At 71.8% G+C, this 20,266-nt stretch carries 19 protein-coding genes and 2 riboswitches; of the genes, 15 read left to right on the top strand and 4 right to left on the bottom strand.

Annotated elements, in window-relative coordinates:
• Nucleotides 1-196 precede the first annotated feature (196 nt).
• A riboswitch (SAM riboswitch) is annotated at nt 197-329 on the top strand.
• A 125-nt stretch (nt 330-454) separates the two neighbouring features.
• Entirely contained in the window at nt 455-1,825 is a 1,371-nt protein-coding gene (locus I2501_RS23865; RefSeq protein ID WP_196196217.1) for an aminotransferase class V-fold PLP-dependent enzyme, read from the top strand.
• Nucleotides 1,826-1,856: 31 nt separating this feature from the next.
• Here the strand turns inward: I2501_RS23865 and I2501_RS23860 are convergent, their stop codons facing one another.
• Nucleotides 1,857-2,138 (bottom strand): Lrp/AsnC family transcriptional regulator, encoded by a 282-nt coding sequence (locus I2501_RS23860; protein ID WP_196196216.1) that lies wholly within the window; start codon nt 2,136-2,138, stop codon nt 1,857-1,859.
• Nucleotides 2,135-2,998, bottom strand: a complete 864-nt coding sequence (locus I2501_RS23855; RefSeq protein WP_236047050.1) for a rhomboid family intramembrane serine protease — start codon at nt 2,996-2,998, stop codon at nt 2,135-2,137. Before I2501_RS23855 ends, I2501_RS23860 begins: the two co-directional genes overlap by 4 nt.
• Nucleotides 2,999-3,137: 139 nt before the next feature.
• Here I2501_RS23855 and I2501_RS23850 point away from each other — a divergent pair, with 139 nt between their 5' ends.
• From I2501_RS23850 to I2501_RS23825, 6 genes are all read left to right on the top strand, one after another.
• Complete coding sequence (locus I2501_RS23850) at nt 3,138-3,407, top strand: hypothetical protein (protein ID WP_196196215.1); 270 nt, start codon at nt 3,138-3,140, stop codon at nt 3,405-3,407.
• Nucleotides 3,408-3,518: 111 nt separating this feature from the next.
• Nucleotides 3,519-4,895: an NYN domain-containing protein gene (locus I2501_RS23845; protein WP_196196214.1), complete on the top strand. Its 1,377-nt coding sequence runs from the start codon at nt 3,519-3,521 to the stop codon at nt 4,893-4,895.
• A gap of 301 nt (nt 4,896-5,196) precedes the next feature.
• Nucleotides 5,197-6,243 (top strand): C40 family peptidase, encoded by a 1,047-nt coding sequence (locus I2501_RS40695; RefSeq protein ID WP_196196213.1) that lies wholly within the window; start codon nt 5,197-5,199, stop codon nt 6,241-6,243.
• Between the two features lie 330 nt (nt 6,244-6,573).
• Nucleotides 6,574-6,731, top strand: a riboswitch (cyclic di-AMP (ydaO/yuaA leader).
• Between the two features lie 92 nt (nt 6,732-6,823).
• Nucleotides 6,824-7,804: a C40 family peptidase gene (locus I2501_RS23835; protein WP_328806571.1), complete on the top strand. Its 981-nt coding sequence runs from the start codon at nt 6,824-6,826 to the stop codon at nt 7,802-7,804.
• A 348-nt stretch (nt 7,805-8,152) separates the two neighbouring features.
• Entirely contained in the window at nt 8,153-9,193 is a 1,041-nt protein-coding gene (locus I2501_RS23830) for a C40 family peptidase (protein WP_196196211.1), read from the top strand.
• 35 nt (nt 9,194-9,228) lie between these two features.
• Nucleotides 9,229-10,620: a hypothetical protein gene (locus I2501_RS23825; RefSeq protein ID WP_196196210.1), complete on the top strand. Its 1,392-nt coding sequence runs from the start codon at nt 9,229-9,231 to the stop codon at nt 10,618-10,620.
• Here the strand turns inward: I2501_RS23825 and I2501_RS23820 are convergent.
• Nucleotides 10,610-11,923, bottom strand: coding sequence for a glycosyltransferase family 87 protein (locus tag I2501_RS23820; protein ID WP_196196209.1), 1,314 nt, complete (start codon nt 11,921-11,923; stop codon nt 10,610-10,612). The genes I2501_RS23825 and I2501_RS23820 overlap by 11 nt on opposite strands.
• 47 nt (nt 11,924-11,970) lie before the next feature.
• Here I2501_RS23820 and I2501_RS23815 point away from each other — a divergent pair, with 47 nt between their 5' ends.
• The 4 genes from I2501_RS23815 to I2501_RS23800 all read left to right on the top strand — a co-directional run bounded on the left by I2501_RS23815 (nt 11,971) and on the right by I2501_RS23800 (nt 14,942).
• A complete protein-coding gene (locus I2501_RS23815) occupies nt 11,971-13,101 on the top strand; it encodes a glycosyltransferase family 4 protein (RefSeq protein ID WP_196196208.1) in 1,131 nt (376 codons plus the stop codon).
• A gap of 164 nt (nt 13,102-13,265) precedes the next feature.
• Complete coding sequence (locus tag I2501_RS23810) at nt 13,266-13,766, top strand: SigE family RNA polymerase sigma factor (RefSeq protein ID WP_196196207.1); 501 nt, start codon at nt 13,266-13,268, stop codon at nt 13,764-13,766.
• Nucleotides 13,763-14,584, top strand: coding sequence for a serine/threonine-protein kinase (locus tag I2501_RS23805; protein ID WP_196196206.1), 822 nt, complete (start codon nt 13,763-13,765; stop codon nt 14,582-14,584). Before I2501_RS23810 ends, I2501_RS23805 begins: the two co-directional genes overlap by 4 nt.
• 142 nt (nt 14,585-14,726) lie before the next feature.
• On the top strand, nt 14,727-14,942 hold the full coding sequence (locus I2501_RS23800; protein ID WP_196196205.1) for a hypothetical protein: 216 nt from the start codon (nt 14,727-14,729) through the stop codon (nt 14,940-14,942).
• Nucleotides 14,943-15,042: 100 nt separating this feature from the next.
• Here I2501_RS23800 and I2501_RS23795 read toward each other — a convergent pair whose 3' ends face one another.
• Complete coding sequence (locus tag I2501_RS23795; RefSeq protein ID WP_196196204.1) at nt 15,043-16,842, bottom strand: AMP-dependent synthetase/ligase; 1,800 nt, start codon at nt 16,840-16,842, stop codon at nt 15,043-15,045.
• 179 nt (nt 16,843-17,021) lie between these two features.
• Between I2501_RS23795 and I2501_RS23790 the strand changes: the two genes are divergently transcribed.
• From I2501_RS23790 to I2501_RS23775, 4 genes are all read left to right on the top strand, one after another.
• Nucleotides 17,022-17,789: a metallophosphoesterase family protein gene (locus tag I2501_RS23790; protein ID WP_196196203.1), complete on the top strand. Its 768-nt coding sequence runs from the start codon at nt 17,022-17,024 to the stop codon at nt 17,787-17,789.
• A gap of 103 nt (nt 17,790-17,892) precedes the next feature.
• A complete protein-coding gene (locus I2501_RS23785; protein WP_196196202.1) occupies nt 17,893-18,324 on the top strand; it encodes an SRPBCC family protein in 432 nt (143 codons plus the stop codon).
• 10 nt (nt 18,325-18,334) lie between these two features.
• Nucleotides 18,335-19,585 carry an ArsA family ATPase gene (locus tag I2501_RS23780; protein ID WP_196196201.1) on the top strand — a complete coding sequence of 417 codons (1,251 nt, stop codon included), beginning with the start codon at nt 18,335-18,337 and terminating at the stop codon, nt 19,583-19,585.
• Nucleotides 19,586-19,629: 44 nt separating this feature from the next.
• The gene (locus I2501_RS23775; RefSeq protein WP_196196200.1) at nt 19,630-20,178 is read left to right on the top strand and encodes a DUF5304 family protein; all 549 of its coding nucleotides are present in this window, start codon (nt 19,630-19,632) and stop codon (nt 20,176-20,178) included.
• Nucleotides 20,179-20,266: the final 88 nt, after the last annotated feature.

Below are 20,266 nucleotides of genomic sequence, written 5' to 3'. Positions count from 1 at the left end.
AGGGGCGCGGGGAACTGCGCGAACAGCCACTGATGAGCGGATGGCCCTGCGCGTTCGGGGCCCTACGTGGGTGGGTGGTTTCTCGCGCAGTTCCCCGCGCCCCTAAGCGTTGCAACTGCCCCTGGGAGCACAACGTGTCCCATATGTCGAAACAGGCTTCGCCCACGGAGTGAACGTCTGCCATACTCCCCTGACAGGTCACGAGTGACAGCACGCGGCGTCAGCCGCTGAAGCCCCGGCTCGCTGTCCGGCAACCCTCCTACCGTGGTGGGGTGCCTCCGGGTGACGACCAGGCCTGCGGCGAGAACGCCGCGAGGCAAGCGCGGATCTCCCGAGGAGTGTTCTCGTGTCTAAGCGAATGCGGTAGAGGCCTCAGCGCCTCCAACTCTCCGTTCCCTGCCCCGTAGCCCGGGGTTCGTTCGCATACCCATGTGCACCTTCCGGAGGTACCGCCATGTCTGTCGTCGCCCGTAATGTCACTGTTTGTTCTCCCCTTGAGGTCCTCGGCCGGGACGTCGAGGTCCCGCTCGTCTCCGGCGAGAAGGTCACCTACGCCGCGCTCGACTACGCCGCCAGCGCGCCCGCGCTCCAGCGGGTCTGGGACGACGTCGCCGCGTACGCGCCGTACTACGGCAGCGTCCACCGAGGCGCGGGGTACCTCTCGCAGCTGTCCACGGACCTGTACGAGCAGAGCCGCGCGACCGTCGCCGAGTTCCTCGACCTGCGTGACGGGGACCAGGTCGTCTTCACCCGGGCCACCACCGACTCGCTCAACCTGCTGGCCGGTGCGCTGCCGGGCGACACCCGCGTCTTCGCCTTCGAGACCGAGCACCACGCCTCGCTGCTGCCGTGGGCGGAGCGCGGTCTCGCGGTCACCTACCTCCGCGCGCCGCGCTCGCCCGAGCAGGCCGTGGCCGCGCTGGGCGAGGCGCTGCGGGCTGCGGGGGAGGGGCCGAAGCTGGTCTGCGTCACCGGCGCGTCCAACGTGACGGGTGAGATCTGGCCGGTCCGCGAGCTGGCCGCGACCGCGCACGCGTACGGCGCGCGGATCGTGCTGGACGCCGCGCAGTTGGCGCCGCATCACCGGGTCTCGGTGCGCGAGCTGGACGTGGATTGGGTGGCCTTCTCCGGGCACAAGCTCTACGCGCCGTTCGGCGCAGGCGTGTTGGCGGGGCGTGCGGACTGGCTCGACGAGGCGCAGCCGTACCTCGCGGGCGGCGGCGCGAGCCGGACCGTGGCGCGGGAGGTGGACGGCTCGGTGGCAGTCGAGTGGCACCAGGGCTCGGCCCGGCACGAGGCGGGTTCGCCGAACGTGATCGGCGCCTACGCCGTCGCCTCGGCCTGCCGGGCGCTGACCGAGGCCGGGTTCGACGCGCTGCAGGAGCGCGAGCAGCAGCTGATCGACCGGCTGCGGGAGGGTCTCGCGCAGGTGCCGGAGGTGCGGGTGCTGACGCTCTTCGGAGAGGACCACCCGCGGGTGGGTGTGCTCTCCTTCGTGGTGCAGGGCTGGAACAGCTCGCACTTCGCCGCCGCGCTCTCCGCCGAGTACGGGATCGGCGTCCGCGACGGTCTCTTCTGCGCGCACCCGCTGGTGCGGACGCTGCTGGGTGGCGAGGAGGCAGCCCCCTCCGAGTGCGGAGCCCCCGAGGCGTCGCTGCCGGGGGAGCGCAGCCTGAACGCGATCCGGGTCAGCTTCGGCGCCGGCACGCCCGTCGAGCACGTGGACCGGTTCCTGCGCGCCGTACGGGAGTTGGTGACCGACGGGGCGCAGTGGTCCTACCGGACCGAGGGCGGTCGCTGCGTGCCGGACACCCGTCGCGGCTGAGTTCGGCCGTCCCCGGGAACCGGGACGCGGCTCAGTCGTCGAGCCCGATGGCGAAGGCCGCGTCCAGGTCGTGGGAGGAGTAGGTGCGGAAGGCCACGTGGGTCTCGGTGTGCGCGACGCCGGGGACCTTGTTGACCTGACCGGGGATCACGTCGGCCAGCTCCTCGTGCGCGCGCACCCGGACCATGGCGATCAGGTCCCAGCCGCCGGTGACCGAGTAGACCTCGGTGACGTTGGCGAGCGCCGCGATGCTCTCCGCGATCTCCGGGATCCGGTCGACGCTGGCCTTGATGAGGACAATGGCGGTGATCACGGAGTCTCCTGTCGCGCGGGATGCGGGCTCTCACATGCTAGTGCTGCGGCCGGACGCGCGACCCCGCGACCGCGTCGGCCGCCGCGCCGCCACAGCAGCCAGGCGAAGGCGAAGCCCCCGGCGAAGCCGATCAGGTGCGCGGCGTAGGCGACACCCGGGACGGACGGGTCGGTGGCGCGGATGGAGAGCCACTGGACCAGGAACCAGAAGCCCAGCACCAGCCAGGCCGGGAACCGCAGCGGCAGGAAGAGCAGCAGCGGGATCAGGCTGGTGATCCGCGCCCGGGGATAGAGGCAGAGGTAGGCCCCGAGCACGCCGGCGATCGCGCCCGACGCGCCGACCAGGGTCTGCGTCGCTCCCGGGCTGCCCGCCTCGAAGAGGGCGTAGCCGTAGGTGGCCAGGTATCCGAGCGCCACATAGAAGAGGAGAAAGGCCAGCGGGCCGATCCGCTCCTCCACCATCGCGCCGAAGACGAAGAGGAAGAGCATGTTGCCCGCCAGGTGCAGCCAGCCGCCGTGGACGAACATGGCGGTGAGCACCGAGAGCGCCGGGACCTTGGGCAGGCCCGTGTCGGACGGGCAGCGGTGCGAGAGGTGCAGCCGGAGCACCGCGTTGTGGAGCAGCTCGGCCGGGACCACGCCCCAGCGGTGGTAGTAGGCGGTCTCGGCGCAGGCCCGGAGCGTGCCGGAGCCGTAGAGGGGGTCGAGGCCGGAGACCGGGCCGATCACGAAGACCAGGACGCAGAGCGCGATCAGTCCGTAGGTCGCGACCGGGACGAACGGCACCGGTCGGGGAGCGTCGTCAGCAGTCGTCGGGGCCGCCGGGGGTGCCGGATCCGCCGGGGTCGCCATGGTCACCATGGACAAAGCATTCCTTCTCCGGACGAATCTGACACCCGTTCGTGGAGGCCTGTGGGGGACCGTGCCCGGGGGCAGTCCCCAGGCCATAGGGTTTACCGGACAGTCCCGTGATGCTGCCCGCCGACGAGAGGATCTCGCCATGGCCGTCCCCCTTCCCACCGAGGGCACGCGCTGGCGCTGCACCCTGTGCGGCAACCTGACCCGCTTCGACGTCACCCGTTCCTCACGGGTCGTCGAGTTCGTCCATCTGGATCTGGCCGGGGACCCCACCGTCGAGGAGCGCGAGGTGCTCAGCGAGACCGTCGAGTCGGTGCGCTGCCGCTGGTGCAACGCCGTCGACCAGATCGAGCTGGTGGACCGCCCCGGCGCCGAGGCCGAGGCCGCCGAGCAGGCGACGCGTCAGAAGTAGTCCGACGGCCGCCGGGCACGGCGGACGTGGCGGAGCGACAGGCGGGGGGCGTCGGCGGGGAGAATAGCGGTCCGGGCGGTACGTCCCCCGGAGCGGATCGGAGCGGATCAGGTGGAGCAGCCAGACCAGGCGTCGACGCCCGCGGAGGGCGGTGACCCCGCGCTGTCCGAGAGCGGCGAGGCGCTTTCGCGCCCGCTGCCGGAGGGCGTGCGGCGCCGGGTGGTCGGCATTGCCGCCGACGCGCTCGGTGGCCTTGCGCAGGGCGACCTGCCGGCCCGGCTGCGTCCCTACGGGAAGTTCACCCGCGACGCCCGCGTCAAGCGCGGGGCCACCGCCATCGCCGCCGCACTGGAGACCGACTCGCTGTTCCGCTCCCGGATCGCCGAGCGGCTTCGGCAGGGGCAGCCGGACCTGGTCGCCGCGCTGGAGTCCGGCACCGTCCCGGCCGCCGCCGATCCGCAGGACGTGGCCGCCGCCGCGTACCTGCTGCGCACCGCCGGCTGGACCCGGATCGTGGAGGGCGTCGGCGAGGAGGTCGAGCGCGCCGAACACGAGGGCGCCGCAGCGGAGTCGGCGCGGCTGGCCGAGAAGCTCCAGGACGAGCTCGTCGCGCTGCGCGCCACCGCCCGTACCGACGCCGAGCGGGCCAAGACCGACCTGGACGCGGCCCGCAAGGACGGCGACAGCCTGCGCCGCCAGCTGCGTTCGCTGGCCGCCGATACCAAGCGCGCCGAGGCCGCCACCCGCAAGGCGGTGGCCGAGCTGGAGGCGCTGCGCGCGGCCGGGGCCACCGAGCGCGGGGCGCAGGACAGCGAGGTGCGCCGGCTCAAGCACCGGGTCGCCGAGCTGGAGGCGGCGCTGGAGACCTCCCGGCGCGCGGCCCGCGAGGGGCGCTCGACGGAGGAGATGCGGCTGCGGCTGCTGCTCGACACGGTGCTCCAGGGCGCCCAGGGCCTCCAACGCGAGCTCGGCCTCGCGCCGCTGAGCGGCCGTCCGGCCGACTCGGTCGAGGCGGTCTCGCCGGTCGCCGCCTCCCCGCACGACGTGGCCCGCCGGGCGCTGGAGGGGGACGACCCCGCCCTGCTGGAGCAGCTGCTCCAGTTGCCGCAGGTCCACCTGCTGGTCGACGGATACAACGTCACCAAGACCGGCTGGCCGGGGATGGCGCTGGACCGGCAGCGTCAGCAGCTGCTGCGCGGGCTCGGCCTGCTGGCGGCGCAGACCGGCGCCGAGATCACCTGCGTCTTCGACGGGCAGGACCTGGACGGCCCGATCCCGATGGCACCACCGCCGCGCGGAGTGCGGGTGCTGTTCAGCCGGACCGGGGAGACCGCGGACGAGCTGATCCGCCGTCTGGTCCGCGCCGAGCCGGAGGGCCGACCGGTCGTGGTGGTGTCGACAGACCGTGAAGTAGCGGACGGAGTGCGCAAATCGGGCGCACGTCCGGTGCCGTCCACGATGCTGCTGCGGCGGCTGATCCGCCCGTGACGGGATGTTGCGAACGCCACTTCCCGGCGCGCGTGCTTGTTTGTGGGCAACGCATGGCGGAGCGCCAATGAGCGCTTCTGACCTGGGCTTTGTGACGGTCAGCGACGCTTGCCGTCGGCTTCGTGATCTTGAAGCTTTGTTAAGAGCGGACGTCCGATCCGGTCACGGGGAAGACACGGGGCCTCCTCAATCACTATTGTCATCGCGCAAACGTCCGCACCTGTGTTCCAAACATCGTGTTTCAGCCGTGCACTCTGTCGTGCATGCGGACGAGTCCGCGTGTGAAGGGATTGCATCCGTCGTGGCCAATCATCGTCGTCCCCGGCAGACCAGCCGTGCCCGCGTGTCCGTGCTGACCGCAGCCGCGGCGACCGTGGTGGCGCTGTCCGCACAGACCGCCGCCCAGGCAGCCCCGACCGTCTCGGTCAAGGACGCCCAGACCCAGGTGGACGCAGACCGCCAGGACGCATCCGTCAAGACGGAGCAGTACGACAACGCCCACCAGCAGCAGCAGAACCTGCAGCAGAAGGTCGCGGTCATCCAGGCGGAGATCGCGCGTCAGCAGGCCCAGATCAACAACGAGCTGGGCCAGCTCGGGCAGATCGCCAACGCGCAGTACGCGTCCGGCGAGATCGACCCGACCGTCCAGCTGCTGCTCTCCTCGGACCCGCAGCACTTCCTCGACCAGGCGACCTCGCAGGACGAGCTCACCGCCAACCAGACCTCCGAGCTGTCCCAGCTGGTGGCCCAGGAGGCGACGCTCAACCGCGAGAAGGCCCAGGCCGCGTCCGAGCTGGCCCAGGAGCAGGCGCTGCTGTCGCAGATGAGCTCGGCGAAGTCGGAGGCGCTGGCCAAGCTGGCCCACGCGCAGTCCATCCTCAACACGCTGACCGCCGCCGAGCAGGCCGCGGTCAACAACGCCAACAACGGCGGCGGTTACGGCAGCGGCGGGTCCACCAGCAACTGGAACGGCACCATCGACCTGAGCGGCATCTCCCCCACGGCGCGCACCGCGATGCTGGCGGCCGAGCAGTGGATCGGCAAGACCCCCTACCTGTGGGGTGGTTCGACCCCGTCCGGCTTCGACTGCTCGGGCCTGGTCATGTGGGCCTACGGCCAGGCGGGCGTCTCGCTGCCGCACTCCTCCTACGCCGACGAGTCGGTGGGTACGGCGGTCCCGAGCCTGGCCGACGCCATGCCCGGCGACATCATCGTCATGGAGGGCGGCGGCCACGTCGGCCTCTATGCCGGCAACAACATGCTGCTCAACGCCCCCGAGTACGGCTACGACGTCTCGGTGCAGCCGATGTCCTACTTCGGTGGGATCGTGGCGATCCGCCGGATGTGACGCAGCGAAAGCTGACGCGTTGACACGTTGAGATGCCCTGTGAATCCACTCACAGGGCATCTGCACGAATTCACCTCATCCTGCGGTCGAATGACCGAATTGCGCCCCATGTCACGGCGGTTGGTGATGCTGTGGCTACGTAGCGTCCGTGTTGTGACGAGTCGTCGTAAGTGACCCGTGTTTTTTCTGACAAGGATTTGAACTGATCACGGTTAGGTCACTAGGGTCGATGCCCTGACCTCCGCGCAGGCGTTCATCCAACCCGGGTGACAGCGGCGGTCACCGTCGAGTTCGACGACGCGGCAGGACCGTCCGGCAGGACGGCCCAACCAGGGGAAGCCGTCGAGTCGGAGCCGGGGACCCACCTTCCTCGGGGTGAATCGGCGCCCGGTCGGACCGGTGTGAACCCGGACCGATGAAGCGTCGTAGGGCCTACTTCCTGGTCCGAACCCGTCAGCTCACCCGGTAGGCGGACGTAGGAAGAAGGAGTTCCGCCTTCGTGGCGTCTCATCGTCGTCCCAAGTCCCCCAGTCGTGCGCGCATAACCGTTCTGACGGCAACCGCCGCCACTGCGGTCGCGGTGTCGGCCCAGACGGCGCAGGCCGCGCCGAAGCCGACCATCCCTCAGCTTCAGGCTCAGCTCCAGCAGCAGAACGTCGAGTCCGACGCGGCGATCCAGAAGTTCGACCAGTCGCAGACCCAGCTCCAGCAGCAGCAGGCCAAGGTCAACACGCTGCAGCAGCAGATCGCCCGTCAGCAGGCGGACGTCAACTCCAAGCTCGACTCGGTCGGTGAGATCGCGAACCAGCAGTACGCGGACGGCGCCATCGACCCGACCGTCCAGCTGCTGCTCTCGTCGAGCCCGACGGACTACCTGACCAAGGCCTCGTCGCTGGGTCAGGTCAGCGACAACCAGGCCGGCCAGATCCAGGCGCTCCAGGCCGCCGAGAAGACCCTGGACGGCCAGAAGGCCCAGGCGGAGCAGTCGCTCCGGCAGATCCAGGCCACCAACAAGCAGTTGGCCGCGAACAAGGCGGCGGTCCAGCAGAAGGTCGCGCAGACCCAGGCGCTGCTGAACTCGATGACCGCGCAGCAGCAGGCCGCGGTCGCCCGTGCCCAGGCCGCCGCCAACGCGGCCGCGAACGCCGCCGCGGCCAAGGCCAGCGCCGGCTCGAGCGGTTCGGTCAACCTCGGCTCGTCCTCGGCGGGCAACTCGGTGGAGGCCGCCGCCTTCGCCGCCGCGCAGACCCGTCTCGGCTCGCCCTACGTCTGGGGCGCGACCGGCCCGAGCTCCTTCGACTGCTCCGGCCTGATGCAGTGGGCCTACGCGCAGGCGGGCGTCTCCATCGGCCGCACCACCTACGACCAGATCAACTCCGGCACGGCGGTCAGCTCCACGGCCGACCTGCAGGTGGGTGACCTGATCTTCTTCAACGACAACTCGCACGTCGGCATGTACGCGGGCAACGGGATGGTCCTGCACGCGCCGCACACGGGCGCGGTCGTCCGCTACGAGTCGCTGGACACGATCGGCACCATCTACGCGATGCGCCACATCTGAGCCACGCTCAGCTCGCCTGCCATGGGCCCCGCTCCGATCCGGAGCGGGGCCCATGCGCGTCTCTCCCAGGTGAGCGCCGTCACTCGGACGGCCGTACGGGAGTGTCCTCCTTCGTGGTGCCTCGGTGTCCGGGGCAGGTGCGGAATCTCGGAACGACCAGCAGACTCGTTCACCTGAGCGGCATTCGATGTGATTTTTCAGCTCTTGGGAGCTTGGACTGCTTCTGTCCGAATCGCTAACGTCAGCGCTCGGTTCCGTCCCGGAGATCATCCGGGAGATCCCCATACGCGGAGAGCGGAGAGCGAGCAGGTGGCGTCCCATCGACGAGGCAGACGCGTCGGACCGTCCGTGCTGTCGCGAGCTGCGGTGACCGTCGCTGCGGCGACCGCCGCGATGCTCACGGCCCAGGGCGGCGCGCACGCCGACCCCGCCCCAGGCGGGACCGGCACGGCCGGCACGAGCGGCAGCCTCACCCCGGACGACGTGCAGCGGCAGGTCGACACCCTCTACGCGCAGTCCGAGTCGGCCGGGCAGCAGGCCGACAGCGCCCAGGAGCGGGCGGCCCAGCTCCAGCACCGCGCCTCGCTGCTGCAGCAGACGATGGCCGAGGAGCAGGCGACCGCCAACGCGCTCGCCGCCCGGCTGGGCGAGGTCGCCACCGAGCAGTACCAGAGCGGCAGCATGGACCCGGTGATGCAGCTGCTGTTCAGCGCCCATCCGGCCGACTACCTCAGCCGCGCCGCCTCGCTCGACGAGGTGGACGCCGGTACCGCCGACGAGCTGGTGCAGCTGCGCGGCGTCGAGCGCGAGATCGAGCAGGGCAAGGCCGAGGTGCTGGCCCAGTACAGCCAGCTGGAGCAGGTGCGGCGGTCCATCTCCACCGCCAAGGCCGAGGCGCAGCGCCGGTTGGGCGCGGCCCAGGCGCTGCTCGGCTCGCTGACGGCGGCTCAGCGGGACCAGTTGCAGCAGGCCGAGGACGCCTCGGCCCAGCTCGCCGCCCAGGCCGCCGACGGGGTGCTGCCCCCGGACCAGGGCCCGGCCGACTCCGCCGCCGCGGCGGCACTGGCCGCCGCCCGCAGCGTGCTCGGCAGCCCGTACGTCTACGGTGCGACGGGTCCTGGCGCGTTCGACTGCTCCGGTCTGATGTACTGGGCCTGGCGGCACGGCGGGGTGTCGCTGCCGCGTACGTCGCAGGAGCAGGCCTTCGCCGGCCGACGCGTGCCGGTGTCGGAGATCCGTCCGGGAGACCTGGTGATCTACTTCGGGGACATGCACCACGTCGGCATGTACGCGGGCAACGGCATGATCATCCACGCCCCGTACCCCGGCGCCCGGGTCCGCTACGAGAACATGCGCGACATGCCGATCGCCGCGGTGGTCCGCCCTTGAAGGCGGCGGGTCACAGAACAGTGAGTGACAGCGCCGTGGGTGACAGCGCCGCGGGTCAGCGGGCAGTGCGTCACCGACTCACACGTCGTCGGGTGCTGGCCGCCGGGGTGTCCCTGGTGGCGGCGGCCGGTGGCGCCACCGCCTGGGCGGCGTGGGCGGACGCGGCCGACGACCGGCGCGAGGAACAGGCCGCCGAGGTCGAGCAGACGCTGTCCCGCCGCGCCACAGCCGTGCTGGCACGCGACGCCGCTTCGCTTGCCGCCACCGTCGTCCCCGTCGCGAGCGGCGGTTCGGCGGCGGCGGACCTGAGGCAGCGTCAGTACGCGCTGGTCGCCAACCTGGCCCAGGTGCCGCTGGGCGACTGGCGGTACCGGGTCACCGCGTTCGACGCGTTCCCGCTGCCGGCGGTGCTCGGCACGGGGGAGCGGGTGGCGGTGGAGGTCGAGCTCGGCTACCGGCTGGCGGGCTTCGACGCGCAGCTGGAGACCGCGACCCAGTACCTGATCTTCGAGCGGCAGCCCGACGGCCGCTGGCTGCTCGCCTCCGACGGCACCGAGGGCGGGGACCACCCCGGCAACACCGTGCTGATCTGGGACCTCGGCCCGGTGCGGGCGGTCCGCGGCCGGTACAGCCTGGTCCTCGGGCTGCGCGACCCGGCCACCCTGGCCGCGATCGGCGCGGAGGCCGACCGCGCGGTCCCTGACGTCAGCGCCGTCTGGGGGAGCGGCTGGGGACAGCGCACCGTCGTCCTGGCCCCGCTGGCGAGCGACCAGTTCGGCGCGCTGCTCGACGCCGACCCGGCGGCCTTCGCCGACATCGCCGCCGTCACCACCGGCGAGCTGGGCGCGTCCGAACTCGGCAGGACCGAGCGGATCACGCTCAACCCGATCGCCTGGGACAGCCTGAGCGCCCTGGGTCAGCGGGTCGTCACCACCCACGAGACCACGCACGTCGCCACCCGCGCGCAGACCGACGCCTGGACGCCGCGCTGGCTCTCCGAGGGCGTCGCCGACTGGACCGGCTACCTCGGCACCGGCCGCACCCCGCAGCAGATCGCCGTGGAACTCGGCGCCGCGCTGGCCTCGGGCGGTTCCAGCGGCTCAGGCGGCTCCGGCGCTTCGGGCGGTTCCGGCAGTTCGGGTGCCGCAGCGCGGCTGCTGGCCGCGCTGCCCGCCGACGCCGACTTCTCCGGCACCGCGCCCGCCCTGCAGGAGGCGTACCAGAAGGCCTGGTTCGCCTGCCGCAGCGTGGTGCTGCACCACGGGCAGGCGAAGCTGGTCGCGCTCTACGCCGCCGTCGCCGCGACCGGCGGCCGGGGCGGGCAGGACGCGGCCGTGGACCGCGCCCTGCGTGCGACGCTGGGCGTCGGCACCGCCGCGTTCACCGCGCAGTGGCGGGCCGACGTCGAGTCGGCGCTCAGGCGCTGACCTCGGCGCTGTCTCGCTGCGCGGGGTCGCGCTCCGGTGCCACGGCGTCCGCGAGCTGCGGCAGGTCCGGCGAGGAGCTGGAGACCGTCGCCCGCCAGAGCCGGACGAAGGCCAGCACCGCCGCCGCGAGCAGCAGCAGGTTGCGGCTGCCGATGATCACCAGGCCCAGCTCGGTGCGGCCGGTCAGCTCGCCGAACATGAACGGGAACTCGACCGTCGTGACCGGCACGGCCACCGCGACCAGCCACGCCACCGGGCGCATCACCGAGCCGCGCAGGGTGAGGCAGACGGCGGCCAGCCCGACCAGCCACAGCATGTACTGCGGGCTGATCACACGGCTGGTCACCACGAAGAGCAGCACCGCGGTCAGCCCCGCGTCGGCGGCGGTCGCCGGGGTCCAGTGCCGGACGCGCAGCCGCCACAGCGCGAGCAGGGCGAAGGCGATCACCGAGCTCGCCACCATCAGTCCGCTCATCGTGGCCACGTGCGGGCCGAGCACCTCCAGCGATCCGTAGTTCATCGCCACGGTGCCCTGCCAGTGCAGGAAGACGCTGGCGAACAGGAAGGGCAGCGCACCCACCGACTCCACCTCGATGCCCCGGCCCTCCTGGAAGCCGAGGAACGAGAACGCGCCGTGCGTCGAGACCAGGAAGAGGAAGCCGACCAGCGCCCCGCTCAGCGCGAACGCGGCCGCCACCTGCAGCCACCGCCGTCCGCGGCCGGCGCCGATCAGCAGCAGCACCGGCCACACCTTCAGCATCGCGCCGACGGCGGTCAGCACCCCGGCCAGCCTGGGCCGCCGGACCAGCGCGACCAGCGCGGCCATCGCCACCACGGTGACGACCAGGTCGAACCGGGCGTACAGCGTCGGCCCGAGCAGCGGTGGCACCACCACCCAGAGCCAGACGCCCGCCGCCGCCCGGTCCCGACCGGAGCGGCGGAGCCGCAGCAGCAGCCCCATGCCGAGCGCGTCGAAGACGCCGATCAGGACCAGGAAGCCGACGAAGTAGGACGCGGGCACCGCCAGCGGGGCCAGCATCACCAGCGCGGCCAGCGGCGGATACTGCCAGGTGACGTCGTCCATCGGGAACGTCCCGGAGCGCAGCACCTCGGCCCAGCCCTGGTAGATCACCTTGACGTCGCTGGTCACGTCCATCATGTGCGGTATTTTCAGGACTCCGAGCACCAGCAGGACCACCAGCGCCCGTCCCAGCGCCCAGCCGCTCCAGGCGGACGGGACGGTCGGGTCGAAACGGGGACGGTGCCGTCCTGGGGTGGCTCCGTCAGCTGGCTTTTTACGCATTGCCCTATCGTACGGACCAGCCCTTCCCGGACCGAGGAACCGCACGCGTGAACAAGACCCTCATCGTCACCAACGACTTTCCCCCGCGCCAGGGCGGCATCCAGACCTTCGTGCACAACATGGCCGTCCGGCTCCCCGCCGACCAGGTCGTGGTCTACGCCTCCACCTGGCGCGACGGGACTGAAGTACGCGCGTTCGACGCGGAACAGCCGTTCGAGGTGATCCGGGATCGGACCACCATGCTGCTGCCCACGCCGAGGGTCACCAGGCGGGCGGCGGAGCTGCTGCGCGCGCACGGCTGCTCGTCCGTCTGGTTCGGCGCGGCCGCGCCGCTCGGGCTGACGGCTCCGGCGCTGCGACGCGCGGGGGCGACGAAACTGCTCGGGATGACCCACGGCCACGAGGCGGCCTGGGCGCAGCTCCCCGGCTCCCGCCAACTGCTGCGCCGGATCGGCGCGGGCACCGACGTCCTCACGTACCTGGGCGAGTACACCCGCTCCCGGATCGCGTCGGCGGTCGGCCCGCAGGCGGCGGCCCGGATGGTCCAGCTGCCGCCGGGCGTCGACGAGAAGACCTTCCACCCCGACTCGGGCGGCGACGCGGTCCGCGCCCGGCTCGGGCTGACGGACCGTCCGGTGGTCGTCTGCGTCTCGCGCCTGGTCAAGCGCAAGGGCCAGGACACGTTGATCCGCAGCTGGCCCCTGGTGCTCACGGCCTTCCCCGACGCGGTCCTGCTGATCGTGGGCGGCGGCCCGTACCGCGAGGACCTGGAGAAGCTGGCAGCGGAGACGGGCGTCTCGGCCTCGGTCCGCTTCACCGGCGCGGTCCCGTGGGAGGAGCTGCCCGCGCACTACGGCGCGGGCGACGTCTACGCCATGCCGTGCCGCACCCGCCGGGGCGGGCTCGACGTCGAGGGTCTCGGCATCGTCTATCTGGAGGCCTCCGCGACGGGCCTGCCGGTCGTCGCGGGCGACAGCGGCGGCGCGCCGGACGCGGTGCGGGAGGGCGAGACGGGATATGTCGTGGGAGGCCGCGATCTGGACGCTCTCGCGGAGCGGCTGATTCTTCTGCTGGGCGACGAGGGATTGCGCGCGCGAATGGGCGCGGCGGGCCGGAAATGGGTCGAGGAGGCCTGGCGCTGGGACCTGCTCGCAAAGCGCCTCGAAGGATTGCTCTGAATCAGTCCATTGTCTCCTCGGAATGTTCACGATCGTGGATCCGGACGCAGTCGCGCCTGTGGTCAGATGATGTCTCGTGAAATGCTCAGACCTCTGCTTGATATGCGGACTCCCGCCGGTCTCCCAGAGTCCCCGCAATCGGCCGAACCAGGGGGCGGGAGCGCTTGTCGCCTGAGGAGTTCGACGAGTTCTACGCCGCGAGCTGGTCGCGGCTGGTCGGCCAGTTGTACGTGATGACCGGGGATCTGGCCGAGGCGCAGGATGTCGTCCAGGAGGCGTATGTGCGCGCCTGGAAGCGGCGCGAGGAGTTGTCCGCCTCGGCCGCTCCGGAGGCGTGGGTCAGAACCGTGGCGTGGCGACTTGCCGTCAGCCGGTGGCGGCGCGCCCGCAGTTACGTGTCCGCGCTGGTCCGCCACGGCACCCCGGCCGTGCAGGCCGGACCGGAGCCGGAGCACGCCGCGCTGGTGGCAGCGCTGCGCAAGATTCCCGAGGAGCAGCGCCGCGTGGTTGTCCTGCACTATCTCTGCGACCTCCCCGTCGCCGAGGTCGCCGAACAGACCGGTGCGCCGGTGGGTACCGTCAAGGTCCGCCTCTCCCGCGCCCGCGCGTCCCTCGCCCGGCATCTGACCGGCGATCTCACGGATCTGACGGACCTGAAGGCATGATGGGCGACGACCTCCGACACGACGGTGACCTGCCGAACGACAGGTACCTCCAGGACGACCGGCACCGCCAGGACGACCGGCACCGCCAGGACGACCGGCACCGCCAGGACGACCGGCACCGCCAGGACGACCGGCACCTCCAGAAGGACCCAGAGCTGCGCCACGCGTTGCACCGGCTTGCCGACAGTGCAGCCGGCGAGGCCGGACCTCCGCCGCTGAGCGGAGCGGGGTTGCGCGCGCTGGCCGGGCGCCGCAGTCGGCGTACCCGGCTGGCCGTGGTGCCCACGGCCGCGGTCGGGGCGCTGCTGGCGGGAGCCACCGCGTACGCCCTGGCCGGTGGTGGCCACCCAGCCCCGCAGCAGCACAGCGCGCCTGCGCCGAGCGCGTCGACCGCCGTCTCCGGCGCTCCGCAGGCCTCCGCCTCGCCGACGTCCGTCGACGGTGGGAACGGCCCGACGGCACCCGTGACGGCTCCGTCCCCGTCCACTGTCAGCGCGAGCCCGACGGCCACGGCATCGTCGCGGGCCACCGCGCGACCGGCGTCGCCCGCACCGACCGGAGCGGCTGCGTGCGCGGCCGCCCCGCAGGGCGAAATCCTGGTCCTGCTACGGACGTTGAGCACCCCCGGCGCGCTGCTCTCGGTGACCCCGGTCTCCTGTGTGCAGGGACAGCTGGTGCCCAGCGGCCCGGCGCAGCAGTGGGGTCTGGCGCCGGGTGTCGCGGCGCCGACGACGGGTGCCGACCAGCTCTTCGCCGTCCGCCGGGACGCCGCGGGGCTGGTGGTCAGCCTGGACAAGGTGCTCGCCGGTCACCTGTGACCAACGCCTGTGATGGGCACCTGTGATCGGGGTCACTCGGAAATACCTTCGAGGGGTGTAACCCGGTACCCGTCGAGATGCGTAGAGAGTGCGGAACGGGTTCGACATGGCTGTTCCGCACTGCTGAAGAGAAGAGAGAACCATGCGCAACAACACCGGGTCGCAGATCGCCACGGCCGAGCTCTCCGACAACGAGCTGGACCAGGTCGCCGGTGGTCTCGCCCACGTTTCTGTCGACGTCGCGGGTGTCGGCGTGCACGTGGGTGTCGGCAATGTCCTCGGTGCCGTCGAGTCCGTGGTCGCCGGTCTGCCGCTTTCGCCGCTGACCCACCTGACCTCGGTGCAGACCAGCCACTGAGTCTGATTCACCCAGACGCTCGAAAAGGGCGCGGGGCTCGCATTCCGGCGAGCCCCGCGCCCTTTCGGGTTTTACCGCACTGTCGACTACCGCATTCGCCCTACCGCGCGTACAGCGCCTCGACGTCGGCGGCGAAGTCCTTCATCACGACCGCGCGCTTCAGCTTCATCGACGGGGTGAGGTGCCCGGAGTCCTCGGACAGCACCGTGTCCAGGATCGCGAACTTCTTCACGGCCTCCGCGTGCGAGACCGCGGCGTTGCCGTCGTCGATGGCCGCCTGGATCGCCTCGCGCAGGTCCGCGTCGTCCTTCAGGTCGGAGACCGTCGCCGACGCCGGCTTGCCGTGCAGCTGCTTCCAGGCCGGGAAGAACTCCTCGTCGACGGTGATCAGGGCCGCGATGAACGGCCTGCGGTCACCGACGACCATGCACTCGGCGATGATCGGGTGGGCCCGGATGCGGTCCTCGATCACCGCGGGGGCGACGTTCTTGCCGCCGGCGGTGACGATGATCTCCTTCTTGCGGCCGGTGATGCTGAGGTAGCCCTCGGCGTCCAGCGTGCCGATGTCGCCGGTGGCGAACCAACCGTCGTGCAGCGCCTCGGCGGTGGCCTCGGGGTTGTCCCAGTAGCCCGCGAAGATCTGCGGACCCTTCAGCAGGATCTCGCCGTCCTCGGCGATGGCCGCGGAGGAGCCCGGCAGCGGCTGGCCGACGGTGCCGATCCGCGGCTTGTCGTGGGGGTTGAAGGCGGTGGCCGCGCAGGTCTCGGTCAGGCCGTAGCCCTCCAGGACGGTGAAGCCGATGCCGCGGTAGAAGTGGCCCAGGCGCTCGCCGAGCGGGGCGCCGCCGGAGATCGCGTGGGTGGCCCGGCCGCCCAGCGCGTTGCGGAGCTTGCTGTAGACCAGCGCGTCGAACATCCGGTGACGCAGCTTCAGGCCGAGGCTCGCGCCGGAACGGGTGTCCAGGGCCCGGCTGTAGGCGATCGCCGTCTCCGCCGCACGGTCGAAGATCTTGACCTTGCCCTCGCTCTGCGCCTTCGCTCTGGCCGCGTTGTAGACCTTCTCGAAGACCCGTGGCACGCCCAGGATCAGCGTCGGCCGGAACGCGGCCAGCTCCGCGGTGACCTCCTTGATGTCCGGGACGTGGCCGATCCGGATCGGCGCCATGGCCGCCGCGATCTCCGCGATCCGGCCGAGCACGTGCGCCTGCGGCAGGAACAGCAGGATCGAGGACTCGCCGGGCTGGAACAGCGGCCGCAGCCGGGTGGTGATGTTGCCCAGCTCCGACATGAAGTTGGCGTGGGTGAGCACGCAGCCCTTGGGGCGGCCGGTGGTGCCGGAGGTGTAGACGATGGTGGCCACCGAGTCGGGGCCGAGCGTGGCCCGGCGCTCCTCGATCGCGGCCTCGGGGACGTCCGCGCCGGCCCGGACCAGGTCGGTCAGGCCGCCGGCCTCCAGCTGCCAGACCTGCTTCAGGGCCGGGAGCCGGTCCCGCACCTCGCCGATCACGGCCTCGTGGCGGGGGAGTTCGGCGATGCAGACCACCGCGCCGGAGTTGCCCAGGATCCACTCGACCTGCTCGGCCGAGGAGGTCTCGTAGACGGGAACCGTGACCGCGCCCGCGCACCAGATCGCGAAGTCCAGCAGGGTCCACTCGTAGCGGGTGCGCGACATCAGCCCGACCCGGTCGCCGGGGCCGACACCGGAGGCGATCAGGCCCTTGGCCACCGCCCGTACCTCGGACAGGAACTGGGTGGCGGTGCGGTCCTCCCAGACGCCGTTGTCGTTCTTGCGGGCGACCAGCGGCAGATCCGGGTACTCCGAGGCGTTGCGATGGATCGGATCGGTGAGGTCGCCGCCGATCGGCACTTGGTAGAGGGCCGGAAGGCTGAACTCGCGCAAAGCTGCTCCTCGATCTCGAAAGCGCTGACCTGGGTGTGGGGACCCAGGGCGCTGTCACGGCGACGCTGCGGGGACGCCAGGACGTTACTGGCAGGTAGTTACTCCGGCATAGGTGTACCAGCCAATGTGTTTCCAGGGTCACACTCGGACCAGCCTAGGGGCTGGCTACTGTGGTGGTCATGCGGGTCCATGTGGTCAGTGACGTGCACGGCAACAGCGAGGCCCTGGCGCGCGCCGGGGAGGGCGCTGACGCGCTGGTGTGCCTCGGGGACCTGATCCTCTTCCTCGACTACGCGAACCACGCCCGCGGGATCTTCCCCGACCTCTTCGGCGCGGAGAACGCTACGCGGCTGGTCCGGCTGCGCAACGAGCGCCGGTTCGAGGAGGCACGGGCGCTCTCCGCCGAGCTCTGGTCCGGGCTGCGGATGGACCGGCGCACGGCGATCGAGGGCGCGGTCCGCCGGCAGTACGCCGAACTCTTCGCCGCCTTCCCCGCGCCGACCTACGCCACCTACGGCAACGTCGACCTGCCCGGCCTGTGGCCGGAGTTCGCCCGCGACGGGGTCACCGTGCTGGACGGGCAGACGACCGAGATCGGCGGGCTGCGCTTCGGCTTCGTCGGCGGCGGCCTGCCGAGTCCGATGCGGACGCCGTTCGAGATCCCGGAGGAGGAGTACGCGGCCAAGGTCGCGGCGCTCGGCCGGGTCGACGTGCTCTGCACCCATGTCCCGCCCGCCGTACCGGACCTGACTTACGACGTGGTGGCCCGCCGGTTCGAACGCGGCAGCGAGGCCGTGCTGCAGGCGATCCACGAGACGCAGCCCGCGTACGCGCTCTTCGGCCACGTCCACCAGCCGCTGCGGCGCCGGCTGCGGATCGGCAGGACCGAGTGTGTCAACGTCGGCCACTTCAACGCCACCGGACGCCCCTGGGTGCTGGACGTCTGACGGTGCTCGACGTCTGAACGCTCGCCTGGACGCGATAGCCTCTCATCGGCGGGATGCACACACCGGCCGTGACGGCAGCAGGGCGAGAGGCGGAGGCCATCCGATGGCGGAGCACACCAGGTCGAGCACCACGATCGAGGCGACCCCGGCCCAGGTCATGGCGGTGATCGCGGACTTCGCGGCGTACCCGGCGTGGACCGGCGAGGTCAAGGAGATCGAGGTCCTCAGCGAGGGCGCCGACGGCCGGGCCCAGCAGGTCCGGCTGCTGCTGGACGCGGGCGCGATCAAGGACGACCACACCCTCGCCTACACCTGGGACGGCGACCGCAAGGTCAGCTGGACCCTCGTCAAGAGCCAGATGCTCAAGTCGCTCGACGGCTCCTACACGCTCACGCCGACCGGCGACAAGACCGAGGTGACCTACCAGCTCGCCGTCGACGTCAAGATCCCGATGCTGGGCATGATCAAGCGCAAGGCCGAGAAGGTCATCATCGACCGGGCGCTGGCCGGGCTGAAGAAGCGCGTCGAGAGCTGACGGCACGTTGATGTCACCTCGGCTCGTCCTGGTCAGCGGCGCGGGCGGCGCCGGGCGCAGCACGCTGGCGGCGGCCACGGCCGCGCTGGCGGCCGAATCGGGCGAGCGGGTGCTGCTCGTCGCGGCGGACGACCCGCACCGGTCCGTCGACGGACTGCTGGGCCACCGCCTCGGCCCCGAACCGCTGCGCATCGCCTTCGAGCCGGGCCTGTTCGCCCTGCGGCTCGACGAGCAGGCGGCATTCCGCGCGGCCGGAGTACGGCTGCTGGAGCGCGCCAAGGGGCTCTTCGACCTGCTGGGCGTCGAGCCGCTGGAGCCGGAGGAGCTGACCGCACTGCCGGGCGCGTCGCACCTGGCGCTGCTCGACCTGCTGCGCACCTACGGGCGCGGGCGCGAGCGCGCGGAGGGTGCGGAGCGTGGGGCGTCCTTCGGCGCCTTCGACCTGGTCGTCGTCGACGCGCCGCCGGTAGCGCAGCTGGTCGCCGCGCTGGCGCTGCCCGAGCAGCTGGACGCCTACCTCGCCCGGCTGCTGCCCGACGAGCGGCAGGCGGCCCGTGCGCTGCGTCCGGTGCTGGCCGGGCTGGCGGGCGTGCCGATGCCCTCGCAGTGGCTCTTCGAGGCGCGGGCCTGGGCCTCCGCCGAGCTGGCCGACATCCGCGCGGTGCTGCGCGCGCCGAGCACGAGCATCCGACTGGTCACCGCGCCACCCGCCGGTCCCCGGGCACGGGCCGAACTGCTGCGCGCGCGTGCCGGGTTGGCGCTGCATCAGCTGCCGCTGGAGTCGCTGCTGGTGAACCGGGTGCCGGTGGACGGCAAGCCGACGGACGGCAGTCCGACCGGCACGGACAGCGCCGGGCTCGACCTGCTGCGCGCCGCCTGGGACGTCCCCGTCCACGCCGTGCCCGACCTCGGGCGGGAGCCCGAACGCGTCGACCTCGGCGAACTGGCCGAACCGTCCGCCCTGGTGACCTGGACGGACACCCCCGCGCGCGAGGCCGTCGAGTGGCGCGTCGAGGACCGGCTGGACACCCCCGACCGGGTCCTGGTCTGGCACATCCCGCTGCCCGGCACGGAGCGCGGCGACCTCGAACTGGTACGCCGCGGCGACGAACTCGCCCTCGGCGTCGGCTGCTACCGCCGCTCGGTGCCGCTGCCGTCCGCGCTGCGCCGCTGCACCGTCGCGGGCGCGGCGCTCCGGGACGGGGTGCTGACTGTGCGATTCGCACCCGACCCTTCCCTCTGGCCCGCCTCGCTCGGGTAGCGTCGGAAGCAGACGGATCGCCGCGCCCACGAAGGAGCAGCACGATGACCAGTGCCGACGACAGCAGCGCCGGGAAGCACGCTGAGAACGGTCGCATCGAGGATGTGTGGGCGGAGGCTGTGGCCGAGCAGCACCTGACCGACCAGGAGCACGACGACAGCTGGGCCGAGCCGGACGTCGAGGCCGTTCCCGAGAACGCCGCCGCGGACAGCGCCGCCCAGCACGAGCACGAGCCTGTCCCGGTCGAGGACGAGGCGGCCGAGGAGAAGCAGGGCGCGTCCTCCGGGTCCTCCGCGTCCTCCGCGACGGACTTCCCCTTCGCGGGCGACCTCGGGCCGTTGGTCGACGAGGTGCGCAAGTTCGCCTCCGCCGTGGGCGACAAGGTCAGCTCCGTGACCAGCGGCAGCGCGGACCCGATGGAGGTGCTGCAGAACCTCGCCGCACCGCTGCGCAGCAGCAGCCCCGCCGTCTACGGACACCTGCTGGCGGCCGGCGGCGAGCTGATCGCGGCGTACCGCGCGGCGGTTTCAGCCTCCGAACGCCGCTGGTCGGCGCCGAAGAAGGGCGACTCGGAGCACATCGACCTCGACTGAGCTCTGGGCTGAGCTTTGGGCCGGATTGGTCTGTACCGCGGTCTGGACCTGGCTGACTCAGTGCCTACGACTTCTGAACCCGCCCGAC

The sequence above is a fragment of the Streptacidiphilus fuscans genome (assembly GCF_015690355.1).
Lineage (GTDB): Bacteria > Actinomycetota > Actinomycetes > Streptomycetales > Streptomycetaceae > Streptacidiphilus > Streptacidiphilus fuscans.
The sequence above is the reverse complement of the archived record's forward strand: the minus strand, read 5'-3'. Positions and strand labels throughout refer to the sequence as shown.

What these genes read in the sequence shown, in the direction of transcription:
- I2501_RS23865 (WP_196196217.1), top strand. Translation starts at nt 455, where the DNA reads ATGTCTGTCGTCGCCCGTAATGTCACTGTTTGTTCTCCCCTTGAGGTC.
- I2501_RS23855 (WP_236047050.1), bottom strand. Translation starts at nt 2,998, where the DNA reads ATGGTGACCATGGCGACCCCGGCGGATCCGGCACCCCCGGCGGCCCCG.
- I2501_RS23850 (WP_196196215.1), top strand. Translation starts at nt 3,138, where the DNA reads ATGGCCGTCCCCCTTCCCACCGAGGGCACGCGCTGGCGCTGCACCCTG.
- I2501_RS23820 (WP_196196209.1), bottom strand. Translation starts at nt 11,923, where the DNA reads ATGCGTAAAAAGCCAGCTGACGGAGCCACCCCAGGACGGCACCGTCCC.
- I2501_RS23805 (WP_196196206.1), top strand. Translation starts at nt 13,763, where the DNA reads ATGATGGGCGACGACCTCCGACACGACGGTGACCTGCCGAACGACAGG.
- I2501_RS23800 (WP_196196205.1), top strand. Translation starts at nt 14,727, where the DNA reads ATGCGCAACAACACCGGGTCGCAGATCGCCACGGCCGAGCTCTCCGAC.
- I2501_RS23790 (WP_196196203.1), top strand. Translation starts at nt 17,022, where the DNA reads ATGCGGGTCCATGTGGTCAGTGACGTGCACGGCAACAGCGAGGCCCTG.
- I2501_RS23785 (WP_196196202.1), top strand. Translation starts at nt 17,893, where the DNA reads ATGGCGGAGCACACCAGGTCGAGCACCACGATCGAGGCGACCCCGGCC.
- I2501_RS23780 (WP_196196201.1), top strand. Translation starts at nt 18,335, where the DNA reads ATGTCACCTCGGCTCGTCCTGGTCAGCGGCGCGGGCGGCGCCGGGCGC.
- I2501_RS23775 (WP_196196200.1), top strand. Translation starts at nt 19,630, where the DNA reads ATGACCAGTGCCGACGACAGCAGCGCCGGGAAGCACGCTGAGAACGGT.